Annotated in this window: 23 protein-coding genes; 13 read left to right on the top strand and 10 right to left on the bottom strand. The window is 71.1% G+C overall.

What is annotated here, in order from left to right:
* Positions 1–20: 20 nt before the first annotated feature.
* The 7 genes from trpS to LL648_RS24195 all read right to left on the bottom strand — a co-directional run bounded on the left by trpS (position 21) and on the right by LL648_RS24195 (position 5,876).
* A complete protein-coding gene (gene trpS, locus LL648_RS24225; RefSeq protein ID WP_232664997.1) occupies positions 21–1,013 on the bottom strand; it encodes a tryptophan--tRNA ligase in 993 nt (330 codons plus the stop codon).
* A 193-nt stretch (positions 1,014–1,206) separates the two neighbouring features.
* Positions 1,207–2,430: an RNA polymerase sigma factor gene (locus LL648_RS24220; protein WP_232664996.1), complete on the bottom strand. Its 1,224-nt coding sequence runs from the start codon at positions 2,428–2,430 to the stop codon at positions 1,207–1,209.
* Complete coding sequence (locus LL648_RS24215) at positions 2,427–2,840, bottom strand: YciI family protein (RefSeq protein WP_232665150.1); 414 nt, start codon at positions 2,838–2,840, stop codon at positions 2,427–2,429. Before LL648_RS24215 ends, LL648_RS24220 begins: the two co-directional genes overlap by 4 nt.
* Before the next feature lie 177 nt (positions 2,841–3,017).
* On the bottom strand, positions 3,018–3,440 hold the full coding sequence (locus LL648_RS24210; protein WP_232664995.1) for a VOC family protein: 423 nt from the start codon (positions 3,438–3,440) through the stop codon (positions 3,018–3,020).
* 53 nt (positions 3,441–3,493) lie between these two features.
* Positions 3,494–4,270, bottom strand: coding sequence for an alpha/beta fold hydrolase (locus LL648_RS24205; protein ID WP_232664994.1), 777 nt, complete (start codon positions 4,268–4,270; stop codon positions 3,494–3,496).
* Between the two features lie 75 nt (positions 4,271–4,345).
* Entirely contained in the window at positions 4,346–4,747 is a 402-nt protein-coding gene (locus LL648_RS24200) for a helix-turn-helix transcriptional regulator (protein WP_232664993.1), read from the bottom strand.
* Between the two features lie 118 nt (positions 4,748–4,865).
* A complete protein-coding gene (locus LL648_RS24195; RefSeq protein ID WP_232664992.1) occupies positions 4,866–5,876 on the bottom strand; it encodes a LacI family DNA-binding transcriptional regulator in 1,011 nt (336 codons plus the stop codon).
* 165 nt (positions 5,877–6,041) lie between these two features.
* Between LL648_RS24195 and LL648_RS24190 the strand changes: the two genes are divergently transcribed.
* The 5 genes from LL648_RS24190 to LL648_RS24170 all read left to right on the top strand — a co-directional run bounded on the left by LL648_RS24190 (position 6,042) and on the right by LL648_RS24170 (position 11,311).
* Complete coding sequence (locus LL648_RS24190; protein ID WP_232664991.1) at positions 6,042–7,154, top strand: ABC transporter substrate-binding protein; 1,113 nt, start codon at positions 6,042–6,044, stop codon at positions 7,152–7,154.
* Position 7,155: 1 nt separating this feature from the next.
* Positions 7,156–8,691, top strand: coding sequence for a sugar ABC transporter ATP-binding protein (locus LL648_RS24185; RefSeq protein ID WP_232664990.1), 1,536 nt, complete (start codon positions 7,156–7,158; stop codon positions 8,689–8,691).
* A 97-nt stretch (positions 8,692–8,788) separates the two neighbouring features.
* The gene (locus LL648_RS24180; protein ID WP_232664989.1) at positions 8,789–9,748 is read left to right on the top strand and encodes an ABC transporter permease; all 960 of its coding nucleotides are present in this window, start codon (positions 8,789–8,791) and stop codon (positions 9,746–9,748) included.
* Positions 9,745–10,791 (top strand): ABC transporter permease, encoded by a 1,047-nt coding sequence (locus tag LL648_RS24175; protein ID WP_232664988.1) that lies wholly within the window; start codon positions 9,745–9,747, stop codon positions 10,789–10,791. Before LL648_RS24180 ends, LL648_RS24175 begins: the two co-directional genes overlap by 4 nt.
* Before the next feature lie 46 nt (positions 10,792–10,837).
* Positions 10,838–11,311, top strand: a complete 474-nt coding sequence (locus LL648_RS24170) for an SRPBCC family protein (protein WP_232664987.1) — start codon at positions 10,838–10,840, stop codon at positions 11,309–11,311.
* 75 nt (positions 11,312–11,386) lie between these two features.
* Here the strand turns inward: LL648_RS24170 and LL648_RS24165 are convergent, their stop codons facing one another.
* Entirely contained in the window at positions 11,387–12,715 is a 1,329-nt protein-coding gene (locus LL648_RS24165) for an MFS transporter (protein WP_232664986.1), read from the bottom strand.
* Positions 12,716–12,809: 94 nt separating this feature from the next.
* Here LL648_RS24165 and LL648_RS24160 point away from each other — a divergent pair, with 94 nt between their 5' ends.
* Positions 12,810–13,280, top strand: a complete 471-nt coding sequence (locus LL648_RS24160) for a hypothetical protein (RefSeq protein ID WP_232664985.1) — start codon at positions 12,810–12,812, stop codon at positions 13,278–13,280.
* Between the two features lie 217 nt (positions 13,281–13,497).
* Positions 13,498–14,907, top strand: a complete 1,410-nt coding sequence (gene pdxR / locus LL648_RS24155; RefSeq protein ID WP_232664984.1) for a MocR-like pyridoxine biosynthesis transcription factor PdxR — start codon at positions 13,498–13,500, stop codon at positions 14,905–14,907.
* Between the two features lie 3 nt (positions 14,908–14,910).
* On the opposite strand, the gene LL648_RS24150 is transcribed toward pdxR, so the two are convergent.
* Positions 14,911–16,908, bottom strand: coding sequence for an ABC transporter ATP-binding protein (locus tag LL648_RS24150; protein ID WP_232664983.1), 1,998 nt, complete (start codon positions 16,906–16,908; stop codon positions 14,911–14,913).
* Between the two features lie 171 nt (positions 16,909–17,079).
* On the opposite strand from LL648_RS24150, the gene LL648_RS24145 reads away from it, so the two are divergent.
* The 3 genes from LL648_RS24145 to LL648_RS24135 all read left to right on the top strand — a co-directional run bounded on the left by LL648_RS24145 (position 17,080) and on the right by LL648_RS24135 (position 20,254).
* Complete coding sequence (locus tag LL648_RS24145) at positions 17,080–17,571, top strand: GNAT family N-acetyltransferase (protein ID WP_232664982.1); 492 nt, start codon at positions 17,080–17,082, stop codon at positions 17,569–17,571.
* A gap of 325 nt (positions 17,572–17,896) precedes the next feature.
* Entirely contained in the window at positions 17,897–19,000 is a 1,104-nt protein-coding gene (locus LL648_RS24140) for a hypothetical protein (RefSeq protein ID WP_232664981.1), read from the top strand.
* Positions 19,001–19,093: 93 nt separating this feature from the next.
* Positions 19,094–20,254 (top strand): serine hydrolase domain-containing protein, encoded by a 1,161-nt coding sequence (locus tag LL648_RS24135; RefSeq protein ID WP_232664980.1) that lies wholly within the window; start codon positions 19,094–19,096, stop codon positions 20,252–20,254.
* Between the two features lie 265 nt (positions 20,255–20,519).
* On the opposite strand, the gene LL648_RS24130 is transcribed toward LL648_RS24135, so the two are convergent.
* The gene (locus tag LL648_RS24130) at positions 20,520–20,774 is read right to left on the bottom strand and encodes a hypothetical protein (RefSeq protein WP_232664979.1); all 255 of its coding nucleotides are present in this window, start codon (positions 20,772–20,774) and stop codon (positions 20,520–20,522) included.
* Between the two features lie 89 nt (positions 20,775–20,863).
* Here LL648_RS24130 and LL648_RS24125 point away from each other — a divergent pair, with 89 nt between their 5' ends.
* The 3 genes from LL648_RS24125 to LL648_RS24115 all read left to right on the top strand — a co-directional run bounded on the left by LL648_RS24125 (position 20,864) and on the right by LL648_RS24115 (position 23,006).
* A complete protein-coding gene (locus LL648_RS24125) occupies positions 20,864–21,109 on the top strand; it encodes a helix-turn-helix domain-containing protein (protein ID WP_232664978.1) in 246 nt (81 codons plus the stop codon).
* A gap of 92 nt (positions 21,110–21,201) precedes the next feature.
* Positions 21,202–21,510, top strand: coding sequence for a hypothetical protein (locus LL648_RS24120; RefSeq protein ID WP_232664977.1), 309 nt, complete (start codon positions 21,202–21,204; stop codon positions 21,508–21,510).
* Between the two features lie 194 nt (positions 21,511–21,704).
* Positions 21,705–23,006 (top strand): MFS transporter, encoded by a 1,302-nt coding sequence (locus LL648_RS24115; protein WP_232664976.1) that lies wholly within the window; start codon positions 21,705–21,707, stop codon positions 23,004–23,006.
* The last annotated feature ends 166 nt before the right edge of the window (positions 23,007–23,172 follow it).

Below are 23,172 nucleotides of genomic sequence, written 5' to 3'. Positions count from 1 at the left end.
GACGCCTGTGAATTGGCCGGTCATGCCGGCAGCAGCCCGATCGCCTCGCGAGCCAGCGCAACCTTCGCGCCGGCCAGCTCCCGCGCCCGTTGCGCACCCGCGCGCAGCACGTCGCGGACGAGATCGGGCTTCTCCGCCAGCTCGAGACAGCGCTGCCGCACCGGCTCGACCACGTCGACGACGGCATCGGCGACCGCGGCCTTCAGCTCGCCGTACCGGTCGAACGACCGCGCCAGCCCGTGCGGGTCCGCGCCGGTGCACGCGCCCAGCACGGCCAGCAGGTTCGAGACGCCCGGCCGCCGCTCCGGGTCGAACACGACCTCGCCGGAGTCGTCGGTGACCGCCCGCATGACCTTCCGGCGCAGTACGGCGGGCTCGTCGAGCAGCCGCAGCGACCCGGCCGCCGAAGCCGTCGACTTGCTCATCTTCGCCGTCGGCGTCGCCAGGTCCATGATCCGCGCGGCGACGGGCGGGTTCACCGCGGTCGGCAACGTGAACGTCTCGCCGTAGCGGCTGTTGAACCGCGCGGCGATGTCCCGCGCGAGCTCGACGTGCTGGCGCTGGTCGGCCCCGACCGGCACCTCGTCGGTGTCGTAGATCAGGATGTCGGCCGCCATCAGGATCGGGTACGTCAGCAGCGACATGCGCACGTGCTGCTGCTGCCCGGCCTTCTCCTTGAACTGGATCATGCGTTGGGCCTCGCCGAAGCCGGTGGCGCATTCGAGCAGGTAGTGCAGCTCGGTGTGCTGCGGGACGTGCGACTGCACGAGGAACAGGCACGCGTCGGGGTCGGCGCCCGCCGCGAGCAGCAGCGTCGCGAACTCGGTCGTGCGCCGTCGGACCTCGGCGGGGTCGTGGTCGAGCGTCAACGCGTGCAGGTCGGAGACGAAGACGACGGTGTCGGCGGTGTGCTGGCGCTCGACGATCGGGCGGATCGCGCCGACGTAGTTGCCGAGGTGCAGGCTGCCGGAGGGGGTGAACCCGGTCAGCCGGCGAGTGGTTCGTGCGGACATGGAGGTGCTCCCTGGTGGTGCAGGAGCCGCCCCGGGCCGGGCGAAGGTGCGCGAACGCGAACGGCCGCCCGGTGGGGGCGGCCGCGTGGTGGATCGAGCAGTGGATCGAGACGCGGATGTGTGGTGCCGCCCGTCAGGGGCGCCACCAGCCGAGAGGTGCACCGGTCATCCGCATGCCACGAAAGTACCAGCGTCAGGCGTCGAGGCGCGCCGCTCTTTCGTTGAGGAAGCGCTGGTGTCGCAGGCTCGTCGTCAGCCGCGCGGCGGCGCGGTAGGCGTCCTGCGCGGCCGCGTGCGCGCCGGAACGTTCGAGCAGGTGCGCGCGTGCGGCGTGCAGCCGGTGCCCGCCGGCGAGCCGCTGGTCGCCGGCCAGCCCGTCGAGCAGCGCCAACCCGGCGGCGGGGCCGTCGACCATCGCGACGGCGACGGCGTGGTTGAGCGCGACCACCGGGTTGTCGCTGATGCTGCGCAGCACCTCGTAAAGCGCGCGGATCTGCGGCCAGTCGGTCGCGTCGGCGGTCGGCGCCTCGTCGTGCACGGCGGCGATCGCGGCCTGCAGCTGGTACGGCCCGGTCGTGCCGTGCGGGAGTACCGCGGAGATCAGTGCGATCCCTTCCTCGATGGCCGCGCCGTCCCAGCGACCGCGGTCCTGCTCGGCCATCGGCACGAGCTCGCCCGCGGGGCCGATCCGCGCCGCCCGGCGCGCGTCGGTGAGCAGCATGAGCGCGAGCAGGCCGGCCGCCTCGCCGTCACCGGGCAGCAGTCGGTGCAGCGTGCGGGCCAGCCGGATCGCCTCGGCGCACAGCTCGGCGCGATCGAGGCTCGTGTAGCCCTCCGTGAAGATCAGGTAGAGGACGTGCAGCACGGCCCCGAGCCGTGCCTCCCGCTCCTCGGCAGGCGGCATCCGGAACGGCACGCCGCTGTCCTTCACCGCCTGCTTCGCCCTGGTGACGCGCCGGGTCATCGTTGCTTCCGGCACCAGGAACGAGCGCGCGATCTGCGCCGTCGTGAGTCCGCCGACCGCCCGGAGGGTCAGCGCGATCTGCGACGCGGGGGAGAGCGCGGGGTGGCAGCACAGGAACAGCAGGACGAGGGTGTCGTCCTGCGCCACCGGCCGGTCGGCGGGCGGTGCGAGCCGGTTCTCCGGGAGCGTCCACTGCGTGACGGTGTCCTCGCGACGGCGCCGCGCCTGCTCGCTGCGAAGCAGGTCGGTGAGCCGCCGGGAGGCGACGGTGATCAGCCACGCACGCGGGTCGTCCGGCACGCCGTCGACGGGCCAGTGGGTCGCGGCGGCGAGCAGCGCCTCCTGGGTGGCGTCCTCGGCGGAGTCGAAGTGCCCGTACCGCCGCACGACCGCACCGAGCACCTGCGGCGCCAGACGGCGCAGCAGGTGCTCGACGGACGTCTCGCGGTTCACTCCTCGAACTCGGGAGCACCCTCGGCGATCGGACGGATGTCGACGTACAGCTCGTGGGTGAACTTCGCGCCCTCGGGATGCGGCTCGTTCGCCAGCTGCGCCGCGATGTCGGTCGCGCGGTCGAAGCTCTCGCACTCGACGATCGTGTAGCCGACGAGCACCTCCTCCGTCTCCGGGTAGGGCCCGTCGGTCACGACGGGCACACCCCCGCGCAGGGTCACCCGGCGTGCGTGCGCCGGTGCGCTCAGCCCGCGGGCCTCGACGAACTCGCCGGAGTCGACGAGCGCCTGGTTCCACGCACCCATGAACTCGTGCAGCTTCGCGGCAGCCTCCGCGGTCCACACCTGGTCCGGGGCGCCGTGGGCGGTCAGCGCGTCGATGTCCTGCTGCGATCCGTAGAGCATGATCATGTACTTCACGGCTGGTCCCTTCTGTCGGTCGTTGCACAGGAGACGACGGAGCCGGTGGTCGAACCCGGACACGAGTCGGGGGCCAATTGTGCGCTCGGTGGCCGGGGGAGGTCAGGAAAGCCACTTTCATGCAACGACGTTGCATGAAAGTGGCTTTCCTGACCCTGCCGTGCGCCCTCAGGAGGGCAGCGGCGCCTCCTTCGGCTGCGTGAGCCGCCAGTGGTTGCCGAACGGGTCGCGGAAGGCGGCGTCGATCCCGTAGAACCGCTCCTCCGGTTCCTCGATGAACTCGACGCCCTTCGCGGCCAGGTCCTTGTACGTCGCCCAGCAGTCGTCGGTGCGCATCGCGCCCGGCCCGAGCAGGCCGGTCGCGACGAGCGAGCGCATCTGCTCGCCCGTGGCCTCGTCGGTCACCGGCGGCCCGGGGACCACCAGCATCAGCGGCGTCTCCGGCTGGGCCGGCGGATAGACGACGAGCCAGCGGAACCCGTCGCGCACCATGTCGATGCTGACCTCGAAACCGAGCTTCCCGACGTAGAAGTCCTTCGCCTCGTCGAGGTCGAGCACGTTCACGCACACCAGCGCAAATCCGGTGATCATGGGATCTCCTCCGTTCAGAGCCAGCGAGGCCGGGAACCCGAGGCACACGGGTCTCAGCCGGTCAGGAAATCGCGGACGGCCGGCGCAAGCACGTCGCCCGCGACGTTGTGGTCCTGCCCTTCGAGCACATCGAACTGCGCGCCGGGGATCACGCCTGCAACGGCCTGCGCCGCTTCGCGCATCCACGCGGGGCTGGACGAGCCCGCCAAGAGCAGAGTCGGGGCGGAGATGGTTGCGAACAGGTCGGTCGGGACGGTTGCGTCGCCCATCACGGCGGCGTCGTAGGCGAGGGTCGGCGCGAGCCGTTCGCCGAGCGCCCAATACGGCGAGTGCCGCATGCCTTCGATCATCTCGTCGGGCAGTCCGACCCGCCGCATGAAGTGCTCGACGGCGTCGCCGTACCGCCCTTGCGCCAGCAGCGTGTGCAGTTGCTGCGTGTACTCCTTCGTCTCCCGCGCGCTGTCGGGATCGAGCACGAAGGGCGGCTCCCACAGCACGAGCGCGCTGATCGGCAGCCCGGCCGTGGCGGCGTGCGCGGCCAGTGCCGCACCGGACGAGAGCCCGAGCACGACGGCCGAGCCGCCGGCGGCGTCCAGGAGTGCCGCGATGTCCTCGATCTCCCGCTCGACGGCGAACGGCAGCGTGTTGCCGCTGTCGCCGCGTCCCCGACGGTCGTAGTTGAGCACCGTGAAGTGCTCGGCGAGCCCCTGGGCGATCGGCGCGTCGACGCCGCGGTCGCACGACGCCCCCGCCACCAGCACCAGCGGCGGGCCGGCCCCGATCTGGTCGAACGCGATGGTCGTCCCGTCCTGTGAAAGCACCGTTCGCATGTCCTCGCTCCTTCGCTCGATCTGCTGAGCAGGACGCTATTGCCGCAGGTGGGGCGGATGCTTCTCGAAAACTGATCAGCCGAGCGGGCGGGTCCACCGGCGCACGTAGCAGCCGGGGAGCAGCGCGAGGTCGGCGTGCCCGTCGCGCGCGCGGTAGGTGCTCGGGCTCTCGCCGACGAACCGGCGGAACTGCGTGCTGAACGATCCGAGGCTGCTGAACCCGACGGCCATGCAGACGTCGGTGACCGACAGCTCGCCGGCCCGCAGCAACGCCTTCGCCCGCTCCATCCGCCTGCTCATGACGTACTGGTGCGGCGTCTCGCCGAACGCGGCCTTGAAGCTGCGGCTGAAGTAGGCGGGCGAGACCGCGGCGCTGCGGGCGAGCGCGGCGATGTCGAGCTGCTCCGCGTAGGCGCGGTCGATCAGATCGCGCACGCGCAGCAGGTGCCGCGAGAGCGGGATCGCCGGACGGTGCACGCTGTCATCATCGCTGTTCCGACGGGGGCGGGGAGGGCAGGAAAGCCACTTTCCTGCCCTCACAGGGGCCTGAAAGTGGCTTTCCTGCCCTCCCGGCGGAGCCGGGAGCGCCACCACCTCAGGCCCGCCGCCCGGCCGTGCTCTCCCGCACCTCCAGCACGAACGGCGTCTGGATGAACGCCGACTCGTGCGGCAGCCCGGTGTCGATGCGTGTCGTGAGCCGCTCGACGGCGCGCTCGGCGATGGCGGCCTTGTCCGGCGCGATCGAGGTGAGCGTCGGGGTCGAGTAGGCGCCTTCCTCGCTCCCGTCGAACCCGACGACGGCGAGGTCGGCGGGCACCTGCACCCCACGTTCGGCCGCCGCGCGCAGGGCGCCGACGGCGAGCATGTCGTTGAAGCAGAACACCGCGTCGGGCGGGTCGGGCAGCTCCAGCAGTGCACGCATCGCCTCGGCGCCGTCGCGGCGGTGGTAGTTGACCGCAGGCGCGACCAGCTCGGCATCGGCCGGCATCCCGGCGTCGGCGAGCGCCTCGCGGTAGCCCTGCAGCCGCATCGCGGACGTGCCGCGGCGCGGGTTCTCACCGATGCACGCGATCCGGCGCCGGCCCAGCCGCACGAGGTGCTCGACGGCGGTGCGCGCGGCGAGCACGTTGTCGATGGCGACCCGGTCCAGCCGCGCCTCGACGGCGTGCTCACCCACCATCAGCACCGGCACGTCGGGCCCGAGCAGCGCGAAGTCCTCCGCCTCCAGGGCCTCCGGGCTGAGGATCGCGCCGTCGACGAGGTGCGGGCCGAGCGACGCGAGCGTCGACCGTTCGAGGTCGCGCTGGCCCCACGTCTGCTCGATCAGCACGTTGCGGTCGCGCTCGTGGGCCGCCGTGATGATCATCGCGGCCAGCTCGCCGAAGTACGGGATGCCCAGCTCGGGGACCATCAGCGCGAAGAACCCAGTGCGGCCGCGGCGCAGGTTGCGCGCGCCGATGTTGGGCCGGTAGCCGGTGGCGACCAGCGCGTCCTCGACGAGCTTGCGGTTGGCCGGCTTGACGAAGCTGTATCCGTTCACGACGTTCGAAACGGTCTTCACCGACACGCCGGCGAGCGCGGCGACGTCCTTCAGCGTGACGGCCATGCGATTCCTCTCTTGGCGAGCGCCGCACCGGCGTGGGGCGGGAGTGTAGCTAGCACGCACTTGCCTTTACAACGTTGCTCCAACGATGTAAGAAGTGGCGTCCGGGTCGCGCAGTGACCGTCGTCACGCCGACCGGGCTGCTGCAGCATCGGCCGAAGGAGTCCCATGTCCCTGCATCCACCGGCGCCGTCGAACCTCTTGATCCCGCGGGCGCGACGACGTGCCCGGGCCACCGTGCTCGCGGCGGCATCGCTGGCTGCCGTGCTCGCGGGCTGCGCGAACCCGGAGAGCGCGCCGAGCGCCCCCAGCGGATCGGGTCCGGCCGCGACCGCCGCCGCCGACCAGGCCGGCGGCCCGACGTGCAACCTCTCCCGCACCGGCTACGCCAAGGTCGACCTCTCCACCGCGATCGTCGGGTTCTCGCAGTCGGAGAAGGAGGGCAACCCGTTCCGGATCGCGGAGACCCAGTCGATCAGGGACGAGGCCGCCAAGCTCGGCATCCCGGCCGAGCGGCTGCTCGTCACGAACGCGCAGAGCGACCTGAACAAGCAGGTCAGCGACATCAAGTCGATGCTCGCGCAGGGCGCGCAGCTGCTGATCGTCGCGCCGCTCAACTCCGACGGCCTGCAGCCCGCGCTCGATGCGGCGCGCGAGAAGAAGGTCCCGGTCGTGACGATCGACCGCAAGGTCACCTCCACGCCGTGCACCGACTACCTGACCTTCATCGGCTCCGACTTCGTCGAGCAGGGCAAGCGCGCCGGCGCGGAGATGATCAGGGTGACGGGCGGCACCGGGAAGGTCGCGATCCTGCTCGGCTCGTCCGGCAACAACGTGACGACCGACCGCACCAAGGGCTTCAAGGACGCCATCGCCGGCACCCCGGGCCTCACCGTCGTCGCCGAGCAAACCGGCGAGTTCGAGCGCGCCAAGGGCCAGTCGGTGATGGAGCAGCTCATCCAGGCCAACCCGGACATCAGCGCCGTCTACGCCGAGAACGACGAGATGGGCATCGGCGCGGTCAACGCGCTCAAGGCCGCGGGCAAGAACCCCGGCACGGACGTCAAGATCGTCTCGATCGACGGCACCCGCAACGCCGTCCAGCTCGTGGCCGACGGCAGTTTCAACGCCGTGATCGAGTCGAACCCGCGGTTCGGCCCGCTCGCGTTCGAGACGCTGAAGAAGTTCGGCGACGGCCAGGAAATCCCGGCCTCGGTGATCATCTCCGACGACCAGTACAACGAGACCAACGCGACGCAGAAGATCGGCAACGCGTACTGACATGAACGCACCGGTACTGGAGCTCGTCGACGGGACGAAGCAGTTCCTCGGGACCCGCGCGCTCGACGACGTGTCGTTCGCGCTGCGCCCCGGTGAGGTGCACGCGCTCGTCGGCGAGAACGGTGCCGGGAAGTCGACCCTGATCAAGGTGCTGACCGGGGTGTACCGGCCCGACGGTGGCGAGCTGCGCCACCGCGGGTCGCCGGTGGTGTTCCAGCGTCCGGTGCAGGCGCAGCAGGCCGGGATCTCCACGATCTACCAGGAGGTCAACCTCGTCCCGCTGCGCAGCATCGCGAGCAACGTCTACCTCGGGCGCGAGCCGCGCCGGCTCGGCCTGATCGACTGGCGGCGCACCAACGCCATGGCCGCCGAGCTGCTCGCCGGCTACGGGATCCACACGGACGTGCGGCGCCCGCTCGGGACGCTGGGGATCGGCTCGCAGCAGATGGTCGCGCTCGCCAGGGCGGCCTCGACGGCGGCCGACGTCGTGATCATGGACGAGCCGACGTCGTCGCTGGAGCCGCGTGAGGTCGAGACGCTGTTCTCGGTGATCGAGCGCATGCACGAGGACGGCGTCGCGATCCTCTACGTGAGCCACCGGATGGACGAGCTCTACCGCATCTGCGACCGGGTGACCGTCCTGCGTGACGGCAAGCTCGTGCACACCGGGCCGCTCGCCGAACTGCCCCGCATCGAGCTGGTCTCGAAGATGCTCGGGCGCAGCGTCGGCGACCTGCGCGCGCACGGCGCGACCGAGTTCAGTGGCAATCACTTCGGGGGCGACCACACCGCCGCCGCCGAGCCGCTGCTGCGCGCCGAGCACCTGACCAGCACGCCGCGGCTCAGCGACGTGTCGCTCGACATCCGGCCCGGCGAGGTCGTCGGGCTGGCGGGGCTGCTCGGCTCGGGTCGGAGCGAGACGGCCCGCGCGATCATCGGCGCCTTCCCGCTGGACGGGGGCACGGTCCTGCTCGCCGGCAAGCCGGTGCCGACGAGCGTGCCGGGTGCGGTGCGCGCCGGGATCAGCATGCTCGCCGAGGACCGCAAGGCCGACGGCATCATCCCGGCCCTCTCGGTGCGCGAGAACATCGTGCTCGCCGCGCTGCCGCGGCTGTCCCGTTTCGGCGTGGTCAGCAGGGCGCGGCAGGACCGCGTTGTGGCGACGTTCATGGAGCGGCTGCGGATCAAGGCGTCGAGCCCCGACCAGCCCGTCGCGGAGCTCTCCGGCGGCAACCAGCAGAAGGTGCTGCTGGCCAGGTGGCTGTGCACCGAGCCGAAGGTGCTGCTGCTCGACGAGCCGACCCGCGGCATCGACGTCGGCGCGAAGGCCGAGGTGCAGGCGTTGATCGACGAGCTGGCCACCGACGGGCTCGGCGTGCTGCTGATCTCGTCGGACATGGAGGAGCTGATCGACGGCTCCGACCGCGTGGTCGTCCTGCGCGATGGCGCGGTGGTGGGCGAGCTGTCGGGCGACCAGGTGAACGAGGACGCGGTGCTGGCCGCGATCGCGGCGGTGGACGAGGGGGAAGCACCATGAACTCCACCGTCGCGGTGGTCGAGGGGTGCCGGGAAAGCCACGTTGCCGGCGCCAGCCGCCGGGAAAGTGGCTTTCCCGGCGAACGGGGGTGGGCGCTGTGAGCGTCCTCCCGGCTCGGCGGGTGGAGCGCGCCGTTGCCGCCCGGTGGCTGCAGGACTACGGCGTCTACGTCGCCGTTGCCGTGCTGGTGCTGTTCAACGTGCTGTTCACGGCCAACTTCGTGTCCGGTGCGAACCTGCGCACGCAGCTCATCCAGGCGGCGCCGGTGCTGATCGTCGCGCTCGGGATGGCGCTGGTGATCGGCACCGAGGGCGTCGACCTGTCGGTCGGCTCGCTGATGGCGCTCTCGGCGGCGCTCGTGCCGCTCTACCTCGGCTACGGCGCGCTGCCGGCGGTTGTGGTTGCGCTGGTCGTCGGGCTGGCTGCGGGCGCGTTCAGCGGCGTGCTCGTGGCCTACGTCGGCATCCAACCGATCGTCGCGACGCTTGCGCTGCTCGTCGGCGGCCGCGGGCTGGCGCTGGTGATCGCGCAGGGGCAGCTGCGCGACATCCGCGACCCGGCGTTCCTCGTGATCGGCACCGGCGACCTGCTCGGCATCCCGATCGGGGTGCTGCTGGCCGCGGTGCTCGCCGCGGTGATCGGGCTGGTGGTGCAGCGCACGGCGTTCGGGCGGCGGATCGTCGCGATCGGGGGGAACCGGCAGGCCAGCACGCTCGCCGGGCTGCCGGTGCGGCGCGTGCTGGTGGGCGTCTACGCGATCAGCGGGGTGCTCGCGGCCACCGCCGGCGTGCTCGCGACGGCGCGGCTCGGCGCGGGCGACCCGGCCAACACCGGCCTGCTGATGGAGCTCTCCGCGATCACCGCGGTGGTCGTGGGCGGCACGCCGCTCTCCGGCGGGCGGGTGCGCATCCTCGGCACCGTCATGGGCGTGGTGCTGATGCAGCTCGTCCGCGCCACGCTGATCAAGAACAACCTGCCGGACTCGACGGCGCAGATGATCCAAGCGGTGATCATCATCGTCGCCGTCTACGCGGCGCGCGATCGGAGCGGGCGATGACGATCACCAGAGCCGACGCTCCCGACCAGCCGGCGGCTGCGGCGCCGGAGGTCCGCCGCCAGCTGCTCGCGAGCGTCGTCCAGCGGCAGGGGGCCGCGGTCGTGCTGGCGCTGGTCGTGCTCGTCGCATGGCTGGTGCTCCCGCGGTTCGGCTCGGTCGAGAACCTGCGCGACATCGCGCTGCAGTCGTCGTTCCTCGCAGTGATCGCACTCGGCATGACGTTCGTGATCATCACCGGCGGGATCGACCTCTCCGTGGGCTCGGTGTACGCCCTCGGCGGGGTGCTCGCGGCCTACGGCGCGCAGTACGGGTTCGCCGTCGCGCTGCTGCTGCCGCTCGCGGTGTGCGGCCTGATCGGGCTGGTCAACGGGCTGCTGGTGGCCAGGACCGGGTTGGCGCCCTTCATCGTGACGCTCGCGTCGCTGCTGTTCGCGCGCGGGCTGCTGCTCGCGCTGACGGTCGAGGGCTCGCGCACCTACACGATCAGCGACCCCGCGTTCCTCGCGCTGGGCCGCGGCTCGTTCCTCGGCATCGGGACGCCCGTGTGGATCGCCGCTGCGCTGTTCGTCGTCGGCGCGGTGGTGCTGCGGCGCACGCGGTTCGGCCAGACCGTCTTCGCCGTCGGCGGCGCGGAGAGCTCGGCGCTGCTGATGGGTCTCCCGGTGGCGCGGACGAAGGTGCTCGTCTACACCGCGAGCGGGCTGCTCGCCGGGTTCGCGGGCGCGCTGACCGCGGCCTACCTGCAATCGGGTGTCACCGTGATCGGCTTCGGCACCGAGCTGGACGCCATCGCGGCCGTCGTCATCGGCGGCACCCTGCTGACCGGCGGCGCCGGCACGATCGCCGGCACCGCCGTCGGGGTGCTGCTGCGCAACGTCATCCAGAACGTGATCAACCAGGTCGGTGGGCTCGACAGCAACGTGCAGTCCGTGATCAGCGGAGCGTTCCTGCTGGTCGTCGTGGTGCTGCAGCGGACGCTGTCGGGTCGCGGACGGTCGGGACGCGGACGGTCGGGACGCGGACGGTCGGGACGCGGACGGTAGAGATGCGGACGGCGGCGGCCACCGGCCCCGGGCCTACGCTGTGATCGTGGTGGAGGTCCGGACGCAGAAGGTCATGGCGTGCACCCCCGACGAGTTCCTGGAATTCGCGATGGACATCGGGCGCTACGCCGATGTCGACGACAAGCTCGGCCCGTTCGACTGGGTGCGCCGCGACGGGGACCACGTCCGGTTCAAGTTCCGCCCCACGATGCCCGGACTGCCGGGACCGGCCCCGAAGATGGTGGCACAGGGGGTCCTCACGCCGGGGGAGCGAATCGATGTCAGCCTCCTCGCGTTGCCGCAGAACAAGGTGTGGAACCGCCTCATGACGTTCAGGGCGAGCTTCGCCTGCGAACGCGTCGGCGAGAACACCCTGGTGACCAGGACGATGGCGGTTCAGCTCAACCCGGCGGTGCGGTGGCTGGTCGAGCCGATCCTGCGGCGCACCCTGCCTGCGAACATCGAGATCGAGATCGAGCGGGCCAAGGCGTATGTCGAGGACCTCGGCGAGCGGACCTGACCCAGCGTCGGGACGCCGGCGCCGGGCGGCCGCTCGGCGAGGTGCCAGCGTCGTTGAACACGCTGGTCGGACGGCTCAGGCGTCGGCCTCGATCGTGAGGTCGCGCCCCCGCGTCTCCGGCATCCGGATCGCCGTGACCAGCGTGATCAACATGATCGACATCATGTACACAACGGCGCCGATCCAGCCTGCGAACCAGGTGACCAGCAGCCCGGAGACGAACGGCGCGATCCCGCCGCCGAGCACCGCCGAGAACTCGCGGCCCAGTGCCACACCGGCGTACCGGTAGCGGGAGCCGGCGAGCTCGGCGAAGGCGGCGGCCTGCGATCCGACCGTTCCGTAGGCTGCGAACACGAAGCCCAAGACGATCACGATGATGATCAGTGCCGGGTTCCCGGTGTCGAGCAGCAAGAATGCGGGAGCGGGAAAGACGACGAGGAACGACGCCACCGCGATGATGACCGGCCGGCGTCCGAAGCGGTCGGTCAGCAATCCGGTCACGAATGCCGATGCGCAGCCGAACAACGCGCCGATGAGCAGTGCCTGCGGGACGAGCCGAGGGTCGACGCGGACCGTCTCGATCAAGTAGCTGCCCATGAACACCTGGAATATGTACGAGTGCGCGTTCCCGCCGATGTTGAGCGCGAACGTGCGGAAGAACGGGCGTCGCCCGACCGTGAAAACGCTCTTGATCGGCGAGTCGACGACCTTGCTCTCCGCTTCCTGTTCCTTGCGTGCCTGCTCGAAGACCGGCGACTCGCGCAGCCTCCTGCGCAGGATGTAGGCGGCGAGCGTCACGAAGGCGCTGGAGAAGAACACCGCGCGCCAGCCCCACGCGTGCAGCTGGTCGGGCGGGAGCAGCTGCGCGAGGATCCACACGACCGCGCCGAGCGCGGTGCCGGCTGCCGCGCCGACGAAGACGAGTGAGGCGTACCGGCCGCGTTGCTCCCGCGGCGCCACCTCGGTGAGCAGCACGACCCCACCGGCCTGTTCGGCGCCGGCGCCGAAGCCCTGCAGCACCCGCAGCAGCACGAGCAGCACCGGCGCGAGCGCCCCGGCCTGCTCGTACGTCGGCAGCGCGCCGATGAGGAACGTCGAGATGCCCATCAGGAACAGTGTCGTGACCAGCACGAACTTGCGGCCGAGCCGGTCGCCGTAGCGGGAGAAGAACAGCCCGCCGACGGGGCGGGCGAAGAATCCGACCGCATACGTGGCGAACCCGGCGAGGATGCCGACAGCGGGGTCGAACTTCGGGAAGAAGATCGTGGTGAAGATGATCGAAGTCGCCGTGCCGTAGATGACGAAGTCGTACTGCTCGAGCGCGGTGCCGACCAGTCCACCCCACGTGGCGGTTCGCAGGTTCTTCCGGTCGACCTGTTGTCCGGACCCGTCAACCCGTTCCATCGCGGCCTCCTCGTCGAAGGCCATGATCGTAAGTCCGGCATGGGGCTTTTGCGCTCCGGGAGGACTCCCCGAGGACGGGGTGAGCATCGGTTTTGTGACATCACAACCCGGTCCGCGGCCCGACGCCGCTCCCACTCATCGCCTCGCACCGCACGATCCCCGCTCGGCAGCCCAGGCGGCCGCGCGGATCGCGGAACTGCGCAAGGAGGCAGCAGCTGTGGTCGCCGAGGTGGCCGCGTTGCTGGCCGCTCCGCAGGCCGGCGCAATGGATGCGTGGCGCGTCGGTCGGCGCGCCCGCAAGCTCGGGCGCGCGTTGGCGAACCTCGAGCGCCGCTTCCACGGCGGGCCCGGCGTCAGCACGGCCGCGACGCTGGCCACCACGCTCGGACAGCAGGTGCCGGCACTGGCCGACCCGCTGGCGTGGTACTCGCTGCACTGGTGGGTCGGTTCGCCGGCCGGGCTGCGTGGTCGGGTGGAGCTGTTATGCACCAACCTCGTGCGGCACGTGCACCTGATCACCGTCGACGACCGGCGGAAGACGGCGCGGCGTGATCGGCTTCGGTAGCCGGACGCGCAACCGCCACCAGCTGAGCAACCCGGACCACATGGAAGGGCAGCGCCGGTCGTCGACGACGGGCGCGTTCGGCGTCGCGGAGTCCACCCCCGCTTGGCGGCGCCATTCCTCGACCTGGACGCGCAGCAACGGGTGCATGTAGTGCTGACCTGGTTCGCTCATGGCAACAACGCTAAGTGCGATCGGACTGCTGGTAGCGTCCAATCCTGTGCCAGAATCCCAGACCAATCAGGCCTGGGACGTCTTGCTCGACGTGCAGGCCGCCCGCGGTGGCCCGCTGCACGAGCGGCTCACCGCCGCGCTGCGCGAGGCGATCCGCACGCGGCGGATCGCCGCGGGTGATCTCCTGCCGCCGAGCCGGTCGCTGGCCGCCGACCTCGGCTGCTCGCGCTGGGCCGTGACGGAGGCCTTCAGCCAGCTGATCGCCGAGGGCTACCTCGAGGCCCGGACGGGCTCCGGCACGCGGGTGCGCTGGTCGGGGGACGACGGGCCGGCGAGCGAACGGGCGCCCGTGCCGGCACCCCACGTCGACCCGCCGCAGTTCGACCTGGCTCCGGGTCTGCCGGATCTCCGGGCGTTCCCGCGACGCGCGTGGGCGAACGCCGTCCAGTCGCAGGTGGGTGCGGTCGCATTCACCGAGCTCGGCCACCCGCTGCCCGAAGGTCATCCACGCCTGCGGGAGCTCCTGACGGCGTACCTGCGGCGTTCGCGGCAGGCTGTGACAACGGCGCAGAACGTGACGTTGTGCAGCAGCGTCACCGACGCCGTCCGGAGGCTGTGCCGGGCACTCGCCGCAGAGGGCATCACCGCGATCGGCTGCGAGGAACCCGGCTGGACGCGCCTGCGCACCGTCATCCGCTCGGCCGGGCTGGAGACGGTGCCCATCCGAACCGATGAGCACGGCCTGCGGGTGACGGACCTCGCCGACCATCCCGGGCTGCGGGCCGTGCTGGTGACACCGGCGCACCAGTTCCCCCGGGGCACGGTGCTCGCGCCGGAGCGTCGTGCCGCGCTGCTGCGGTGGGCCCGGGAGACGGACGGGGTGGTGCTGGAGGACGACTACGACGCGGAGTTCCGGTACGACCGGCGCCCGATCGGGACGCTGCAAGGGATGGACCCGGCGCGGGTGGTCCTGCTGAAGTCGCTCAGCAAGACGTTGTCGCCCGCGCTCGGGATCGGGTGGATCGTCGCCCCGCAACGCTGGACCGCCCACCTGCGCGCGTACCCGGGGACCGCGCCGCCGGTGCTCGACCAGCTGGCGTTCGCGGGCATGCTGCAGGCCGGCGACTACGACCGCCACCTCCGCCGCCTGCGGCAGCGCTACCACCGCAGGCGCGACGCGCTGGTCGCCGAGATCCATCGCGCGCTGCCCGACCTGCGGGTCTCCGGTATCGCCGCCGGGATCCACCTCGTGCTCCGGCTGCCCGATCAGGTCGACAGCGCCGACGTGATGACCGCGGCGGTGTCGTTGCGGCTGGCGGACCTGCGCGGCTACCACGCCACCGACGATCCGGCGGCGAACGGGCTGGTGCTGGGATACGGCAACCTCGCCGACCCCGCCGTCGGCGACGCGGTCCGGGCGCTTCGCGACGCGTTGCGCAGCGCGGGTCTCCGGTGACATTCATGCGAGCGGAGCCGGGTCGTGGTACGCGGCGGCCTGCAGGGTGAACATCTCGGCGTAACCGCCGCCGGCGGCCAGCAGCTCGTCGTGGGTGCCGCTCTCGGTGAGCTGGCCGTGGTGCAGCACCGCGATGAGGTCGGCGTGGCGGACGTTGGCGAGCCGGTGGGTGATCAACACGGTGATCCGCTCGCCGGTGCCCTCGCCACCGTCGTCGTGGTTGGCGAGCTCGTGCAGCTGGGTGAACACCCGGTGTTCGGCCCGCGCGTCCATGGCGGCCGTCGGTTCGTCGGCGACGACGAGCGGCGCGTTGCGGTAGAGGCCGCGGGCGACGCTGATGCGTTGCCACTGCCCACCGGAGAGGTCGCGGCCGGTCTGGAAGTGCCGCGACAGCATGGTGTCCCAGCCGTTCGGGAGCTCCTCGGCGACGATGTCGGCACCGGAGCGCGCCGCGACGTCGAGCAGGCGGCGCCGCTCGGGGTCGTCGAGGTGGATGTTGCCGATGCGGATGTTGTCGGCGGCGGTCATGGGCCATTCCGTGGGGTTCTGCATGACGACGGCGACGCGGTCGTGAAGGGCGCGGGCCTCGACCGCGGCGATGTCGGTGCCGTCCCACCTGATCGTGCCGGTGTCGGGCAGGTAGAGCCCGGTGATCAGCTTGGCGAGGGTGGACTTGCCCGATCCGTTCTCCCCGACCAGCGCGACCGTCTGCCCGGCGCGCAGGGTGAGCGTGAGCCCGGCTATGGCTGGTTCGGGCTGATCGGGGTAGGTGAACCCGACGTCGCGCAGCTCGATGACCCGCGGCGCGCCGGCCGGGAGCGCAGCGTCGGCGGGGCGGGTGCGGGTGGTGGCGTCGAGCAGGCAGCGCTCGAAGAGCTCGAGGTAGAAGCTGGATTCGTACAGCCGGTTCGCGGAGTAGACGCTGGTGGAGACCGCGGAGGTGGCGGTGCGCAACGCGAGTGCCGCGGCGCCGGCGAGCGCGAGCGGCAGGGTGCCGGCGTAGATGAGAAGCCCGAGCACGAGGTAGGCACCGCCGGTGCCGAACCCGGCGAGGGAACGGCCGGTGAGGCGCACAGCGGCGGCGCGACGCTGGACGGTGATCGCCTCGGCGGTGAGCTGGTCGGTGATGCGGCGGTGCTCGCCGAGCAGGACGTCCTGCGTCGTGAAGGCGCGTACCTCCGCCGCGTCGGAACGGCTGGTGATCAGGCCCGCGGTGACGCCGAGACGACGCACGCGGGAGGTCATCTTGAGGAACGACGAGTACTGGATCTTCGCGACGCGGATGCTGGCCCAGCCCTGCGGAACGACGGAGAACAGCACGACGGGAGCAAGCGCGGGGTGCAGCAACCCCGCGGTGGTCATCGCGGCGGCCACGGAGACCAGGGACGCGAGCAGGTCGGCCGACGTGGTCGTGACCGAGCGCAGCTGGGAGAGGCCCGTCCCGGCGGCGCGCTGGACGAGCTCGGTGAAATCGGCGTCGTCGTGGGCGACGAGGTCGACCCCGATCAGCGCCGTGTAGAGGTCCGTCTGCGCGTCGCGCTCGACCCGGGGCGTCAGCGTGGCCTGCACGAGCCCGGTCGCCGTGTCGAGCAGGCCCGCCGCGGCGTAGGAGGCGGTGACCAGCGCGAGCGCCGGCAGCGCCGCGACGAGCCGGTCGGGGGTGGGCCCGGTGGTGAGCAGCGTGGTGAAGACCTGCGCGGTGGAGAGCAGCCCGAACGCGGTGACCGCCCCGGACAGCAGCTCGAGCAGGATCGTCGTGGCAGTGAGGACGGGCGCGGCCTGCCATGCCCTGCGGGTCGTCGTGGCGAGCACGCGGGGGATCGTCGCGAGCATGCGGCGGGTGGTGGCGGTGGCGACTCGCTCGTCGACCTGGGCCCAGTAGGGCGTGACGATGTCGTCGACGCCGATCAGCCCGGTCGGCGGCTCGTTCGACTTGCTCTGTTGCCTCGGGTGCCTCGGTAATGCAGGGCGGGTGGGTGAGGCGGTGTGGCGGGTCCGCATGCCTCGACGGTGCCTCGGCCCACCGACAGTTCGCGGGCCGTTCCGGCGGTCCGTGGCGGAATCAGCCGGACGGCGCAGCGAAGCGACCACGGACTGTCGGTCATCTGCTTGCCAAGCGGCAACCCCTGGCCGTGATCGGCGGTGCGCCGGCCTGTGTGAGCATGCGCGTCCATGCGAGCAAGCCCGCCGGTCGTCGTACGACCCGCTGATCATGCGGACAGCGTTGTCATCGCGCAGACGATCCGTGGTGCCTTCGCCGAGTACCGAGCCAACCTCGTCCCGGAGTCGGCGGCACTGCGCGAGACCCCGGAATCGATCTCGACGGAGCTGCGGGGCCGATCCGATGCGCTGCTGGCCGAGCGGGCGCGTGAGGTGCTCGGCTGCGTCATGGTGAAGCCGGTGGACTGCGACCTGTACTTCGGCCGGCTGGCCGTCCGGACTTCTGCTCGCGGGCAAGGAGTTGGGCGACTGCTCGTCGCGGCCGTCGAGGATCTCGCACGGCGGAGCGGACGCGCAGGCGTGCGGTTGGAAGTCCGCTTGCAGCTCGTTTCGAACCAGCGCTTCTTCTCCGCACTGGGGTACCGGGAGGTTTCCCGGTCGGCGCACGAGGGATTCAGCTACCCGACGTCCATGACGATGCGGAAGGCGCTGATGGACTCCTGAACCGGGGCACCCTGCCCTTGGTGTAAGCCTCGTGAAGTTGTCGTGTAACCGCGCCGACCCATCCTGGACGTGTTCGGTAGGACGGAGCCGGGGGGCGGCCCACGGAGACGATCGGCGAAGGCGGGCCCGAGTGTGGGGTGGCGGCTTTTCGGTGACGTCGCTGGTGGTCGTGGCTCCTGGATGTGCGCATCGGCCGAACCGGTTGCGGCTCCCTCGGCGGGCTCGGGTGTGTCGGGGGAGCTGCACCTGGATCGTCCGAACGGAGCGTCGAAGAATCGGGCTGGGCCGGTGAGAATGGTTTGGTAGCCGATCCCGGGACCGGATCATGAAATCGGACCTCGCCTTCACCGCGCTTCGGCGGGCCGGGGTGCGCATCCTGGTCTGCGCGCTCGTGCTCGCGTTGGTCGGGTTGGTCGGGTTGGTGACCGCGCAGACCGTGTCGTGGTTCATGGGAGGCGCCGGGCTGTTCGGCGGCGATCGCTGCGGCGTCGTGGGTGACGATTCGTTGCTCGCGACCGGCGGTGCTGCCGGGGCGACCGACGAGCAGCGCATCAACGCGTCCGTGATCGTCGGCGTCGGCCTGCGGATGCAGGTACCGGAGCGCGGCCAGTGGGTCGCGCTGGCCACCGCGATGCAGGAATCAGGGCTCCGGAACATCGCCTACGGAGATCGTGACTCGCTGGGGCTCTTCCAGCAGCGCCCTTCACAGGGGTGGGGGTCGCCGGCGCAGGTGATGGACCCGAGCTATGCCGCGACGCAGTTCTACAGCCGCCTGCTGGCCGTTCCCGGCTGGGTCGAGATGCCATTGTGGAAGGCCGCTCAGACGGTGCAGCGCTCGGCATTTCCCACCGCGTACAGCAAATGGGAGCAGGCCGCCGCGAAACTGCTCGCGGAGGTCGGCGACGACGTCTCTTTGGCAACCACGGACGTCTGCATGCCCCGCGGTGGCACCGGCGGGCCGGCAGCCGTCCCGTACGGCGGGCCGCCCACCGGGTGCGCCCTCGACGACCCCACCACCGCCGGATGCCTGACCGGTGCGACCCGGCACGCCTTGGACGAGGTGAGCCGCGTCTTCGGCGGCTACCGCGCAGGCGCCCTCCTGCAGGCGACGAGCTGCTGGGACCAGCACGCGTGGAACCCGAGCAGCGACCACCCGCGTGGTCGTGCCTGCGACTTCTTCCCCGGCACGGCCGGCCGGTTCGCCGCCGGCGACGACCTGGAGGCCGGCTGGCAGATCGCCGAATGGTTCCGGGCGAACGCCGACGCGCTGCGCGTCTCCTACGTGATCTGGCAAGGCCGCATCTGGACCGCGGGCGGCCACGACACCCCGTCCGGTTGGGGGCGGCCCTACGGCGGTGGCGGCATCTACGACCCCCACGAGGCCACCGGCGGCCACTTCGACCACCTCCACGTCAGCTTCACCCAATGATCGCCGAACCCCTGGATGCTGCAGCTGGCCCCATGATCGGTCCGGGGGCGCACCGTCTCGTTCGCGTCGCCCCGCCCGACGATCCTGGCGTCCATGAAGATCTTCCGGTGGGCGGCGGCCGCGACGGTGGTCGCGCTCGGTGTCGCGCTCGCAGCGTGCGGCATGGTCGTGGACAGCCGCGAGGGGCCTGACCAGGCCGGGCTCCAGCGGGACGCCGACGCCGTCCGCGACGTCGGGGTCACCGGCGTCCAGGCTCGCCTGATCACCGAGGACGGCACCAACATCGTTGCGACGAGCGGCGTCGGCGACACCACAACCGGCGCGCCGGTCGACGGCAACGGCTACTTCCGGATCGGCAGCGACACGAAGCCCTTCGTCGCCGCGGTGGTGCTGCAGCTCGCCGGTGAGGGCGCACTCTCCCTGGACGACACCGTGGAACGGCTCCTGCCGGGAGTGGTCGCCGGCAACGGCAACGACGGGAACACGATCACCGTCCGGCACCTCCTGCAGCACACCGGCGGCATCCACGACGACGACCCCGGTCTCGACACCGCGCAGCTCTACCTCGAGCGCCGCTTCCGCCCCTACCCGCCCGCGGAGCTGGTCGCTCGGGCGATGAGCCACCCGCCGGACTTCGCGCCGGGCACGGCGTGGGCGTACAGCAACACGGGCTACCTGTTGCTCGGCATGATCGTCGAGAAGGTCACCGACCGGCCGTGGTTCGAGGAGGCCGACGCGCGGATCCTGCAGCCGCTCGAGCTGGAGCACACGGTCTGGCCGGGCGACGCTCCGGGCCTCCCCGAGCCGCACGCGCGCGGCTACCAGCGGTTCGCGCCGGAGAGCCCGCTGCTTGACGTCACCGAGCTGGTCGAGGCGAACGCCGCGCACGGCATGGTCTCCACCACCGCTGACCTCAACCGGTTCTACCGCTCCCTCCTCGACGGCACCCTGGTCGATCCGGCGCAGCTGGCGCAGGCCCAGCTGACCGTTCCGGTGAGCGAGGAGGTCGAGCGGTTCTGGCCGGGCGGTCGCTACGGGTTGGGCCTGCGGATGCGGCCGCTGTCGTGCGGCGGCGTCTACTGGGGCCACAGCGGCGGGGTGACTGGCTTCATGACCGAGGGCGGTGTCACACCCGACGGTCGCCGCAGCGTCATCGTCTCGATGTCCAGTGCGCTCGCCGACTCGCTCGAGAGCGCCGAACGGCAACAGCAGGCTGTCGACCGGCTGGTCGACAACGCCTTGTGCGTCGGATGACTCCCGTCCTGGAGCGCACGTATCTCACCCGCCACCACACCCTCGCCGCGACGCTTTCCGCACCGTAGAGCCTGCCCACCACGAGTGCGCTATCCGGTTCGGGCGGCTGATGCCGGCCTTGGCCGGCCCGCGCCGGGCGAGATCGTGCGGAGCCGGGGGAGACCCGCCACGACGAGCCCGGGGCCCACACGACGCCGATCCCGGTGCCGGCCCGCTGACGCCGACTCGCTGATTCCGGCCGTCCAGACCGGTCAGGCGCCTTCGCTCACCTCAGCGCGAGCAGCCCGTGCGCACCTGCGGCGCCCGCACCGACGAACGTGATCCCCGCGATCTCGGCCACGACGGCTCCGGCGCCCAACGCGGCCGTGGTGTGCGTGTCGACGCGGTAGCTGCAGCCCTTGTGCATCGACCGCGAGCGAGGCCAGTTCACGATATTTCTTCGGACTGCGTCGCCGTCACGGAATGCGGCGTCGTGCAGCACCACGAATGCGCCGAACTCGGGGCGCGTGTACTCGCCCATTGCCGGCACCCGGTTCAGGTCGGACCGTTGTTGGTAGCACATGCACATATCGCAGCGCTTTCCAGCGGCAGCCGTCCGAGACCGTTTTCGTGGATGCCCTAGTTCCACGGTATCGTCGCAGCGTTGACCTGCGGCGGCTGCGCTACTTCTTCGCGGTTGCGGAGGAAGGCAACGTCGCCCGCGCCGCCCGTCGGCTGCACATGTCCCAGCCGCCGCTGAGCAGGTGCATCCGCGAGCTGGAGGCCGACCTGGGCTGCACGCTCTTCGACCGCACGCCGCAGGGCGTGCGGACGACCCCGCCGGCGTCGTCTTCCTCGCCGATGCCCGCGAGCTGATCACAAGCTCGACCAGGGCAGGGGAGCGGATCAGGGCCGCCGCCGGGTGGTCCAGCCGGCGCGTCGGAGTGCTCGGCCCCGGCGACGCCGCGATGTCGGGACGGGTACTGCGCGAGGAACAGTGCTTCCTCGCCGTCAGTGCCGCCGATCTGCTGGCCTGCCGCGCGATGATCACCCGTGCTGACCTGACCGCCGCCCGCTCCGTCCGGCTGCCCGACGACGACCCGCTCGCCGGAGCGCCGGTCGGCCGGCTTGTCATCGCTCGGCGGAGGGGCGACCGCTCGCCACTCATCAACACCTACGTCGACTGTCTCGCCGAGCGCCTGCCCGCAATCCGCCTGATCAGTTTCGTCATGCCGCATGACGGAAAGACATATACCTATTGCCTTCATTTTTGGTGAGAGCGCTCTCTTGACAATACGCTGACTACCGGCTTAAATGCGGCCCGCGCAGATGGTTACTGCCGGTCCTCGGCATCCATCTGCCGTTCCTCTGGCTCCGAATCAATTACCGAGAGTCGGGCAGAAACGCAGCCAGGTCCGTCGTCGAACACTGGAGCAGGGCAATGAGCAGTTCTCCGTCACCATCCGAGTCTGTGACTACCGCCGGAGCGGCGGCTCAGCTGATCCCGTCGGCGGTCGATTCTCCGGCCGGGCGCCCCGGCGTCGAACCGCCGACGGGGAAGGTCGGACCGGTATTCGTCACGGCATTCGCGATCGCCCAGCTCACGCTGTTCATCGCGTTGCTCGGTCCGGTGATGGTGAGCATGGCTCTCAAGGTCACCGCGCTCGTCGGTCCGTCCGAAGCCCCGACGGCGACCGGCTTGATCCTGGGTGTCGGCGCGATCGCAGCACTCATCGGGAACCCGCTGTTCGGGTGGATGTCCGACCGCACCACATCGCGCTGGGGGCGCCGGCGCCCTTGGCTGATCGGTGGCAGCATCGGCCTGGCCGTCTGCTTGTTCGCGATCGCCGTCGCCCCGAGCGTCCCGGTGCTGGTGGCTGCCTGGTTCGGTGCGCAGCTCGCCGCGAACGGTGCGTTCGCGGCCTATCTCGCAACCGTCGCCGACCAGGTCCCGCCCAAGCAGTCCGCCACGGTCACCGCTCTCGCAGGCGTCATGCAGAGCGTCGGCATCCTGCTCGCAGTGCAGCTCGTCAGCGTGCTCAGCCAGGACATGATCGGCATGTTCATGATCCCGGCCGCGATCGGCGTCGTCGGTATGACCGTCTACGCGCTGGTGCTGCCCGACAAGCGGCTGCCGGCCCGTCCGCCGTCCGGTGGCTGGCGCGCGATCGGGCAGATGTTCTGGCTCAGCCCGCGCCGGTACCCCGACTTCGCCTGGGCCTGGGTCTCGCGGTGCCTGCTCATCCTCGGCTCGTTCCTGTTCACCACGTTCCGCCTCTTCTGGATGATCGACGAGCTGGCACTGAACGAGACCGACGCGACCGCAGCCGTCGCGACGGGTGTGCTGATCTACACCGTCGTCCTCGTCGTCGTCGGCCAGGTCGCCGGGTACGTCTCCGACCGACTCGGCCGCCGCAAGGTGCTGGTGTTCGCCTCGACGGCGCTGTTCGCCCTCGGGCTCGGGCTGCTGCCGATGGTCCACACCGTGGGTGGCTTCTACATGATCGAGGTGATCCTCGGGGCGGCGTACGGCATCTACATGGGCGTCGATCTGGCGCTCGTCCTCGCGGTGCTTCCCAACCCGGAGAACGCCGCGAAGGACCTTGGCGTCTTCAACATCGCGAACGCGGCGCCCCAGTCGCTCGCACCGTTCCTCGGGGCAGGCCTGCTCTCGATCGGCGGCGGCCACAACTACACCCTCCTGTACCTGACCGCCGCCGTGCTCGTCTTCGTCGGGGCGCTCACGATCATCCCGGTGAAGCAGGTCCGGTGAGCTGGTCCCGTCCTACCCGCTGATAGCGGACGCCATCCAGGCCATCCCCTTTCGGACCGCCGACCTGGCTTCCTCGGGGTGCTTGCCGTCCTCGAACCCGTGGTCGGCGCCGGCGATCTCGATGACGTCGAGCGCCGCGCCCTGCTCCTTCGCCGTCGCGACGAAC

The sequence above is a fragment of the Pseudonocardia sp. TRM90224 genome (assembly GCF_021245725.1).
In the GTDB taxonomy this organism is placed as follows: domain Bacteria; phylum Actinomycetota; class Actinomycetes; order Mycobacteriales; family Pseudonocardiaceae; genus Pseudonocardia.
The sequence above is the reverse complement of the archived record's forward strand: the minus strand, read 5'-3'. Positions and strand labels throughout refer to the sequence as shown.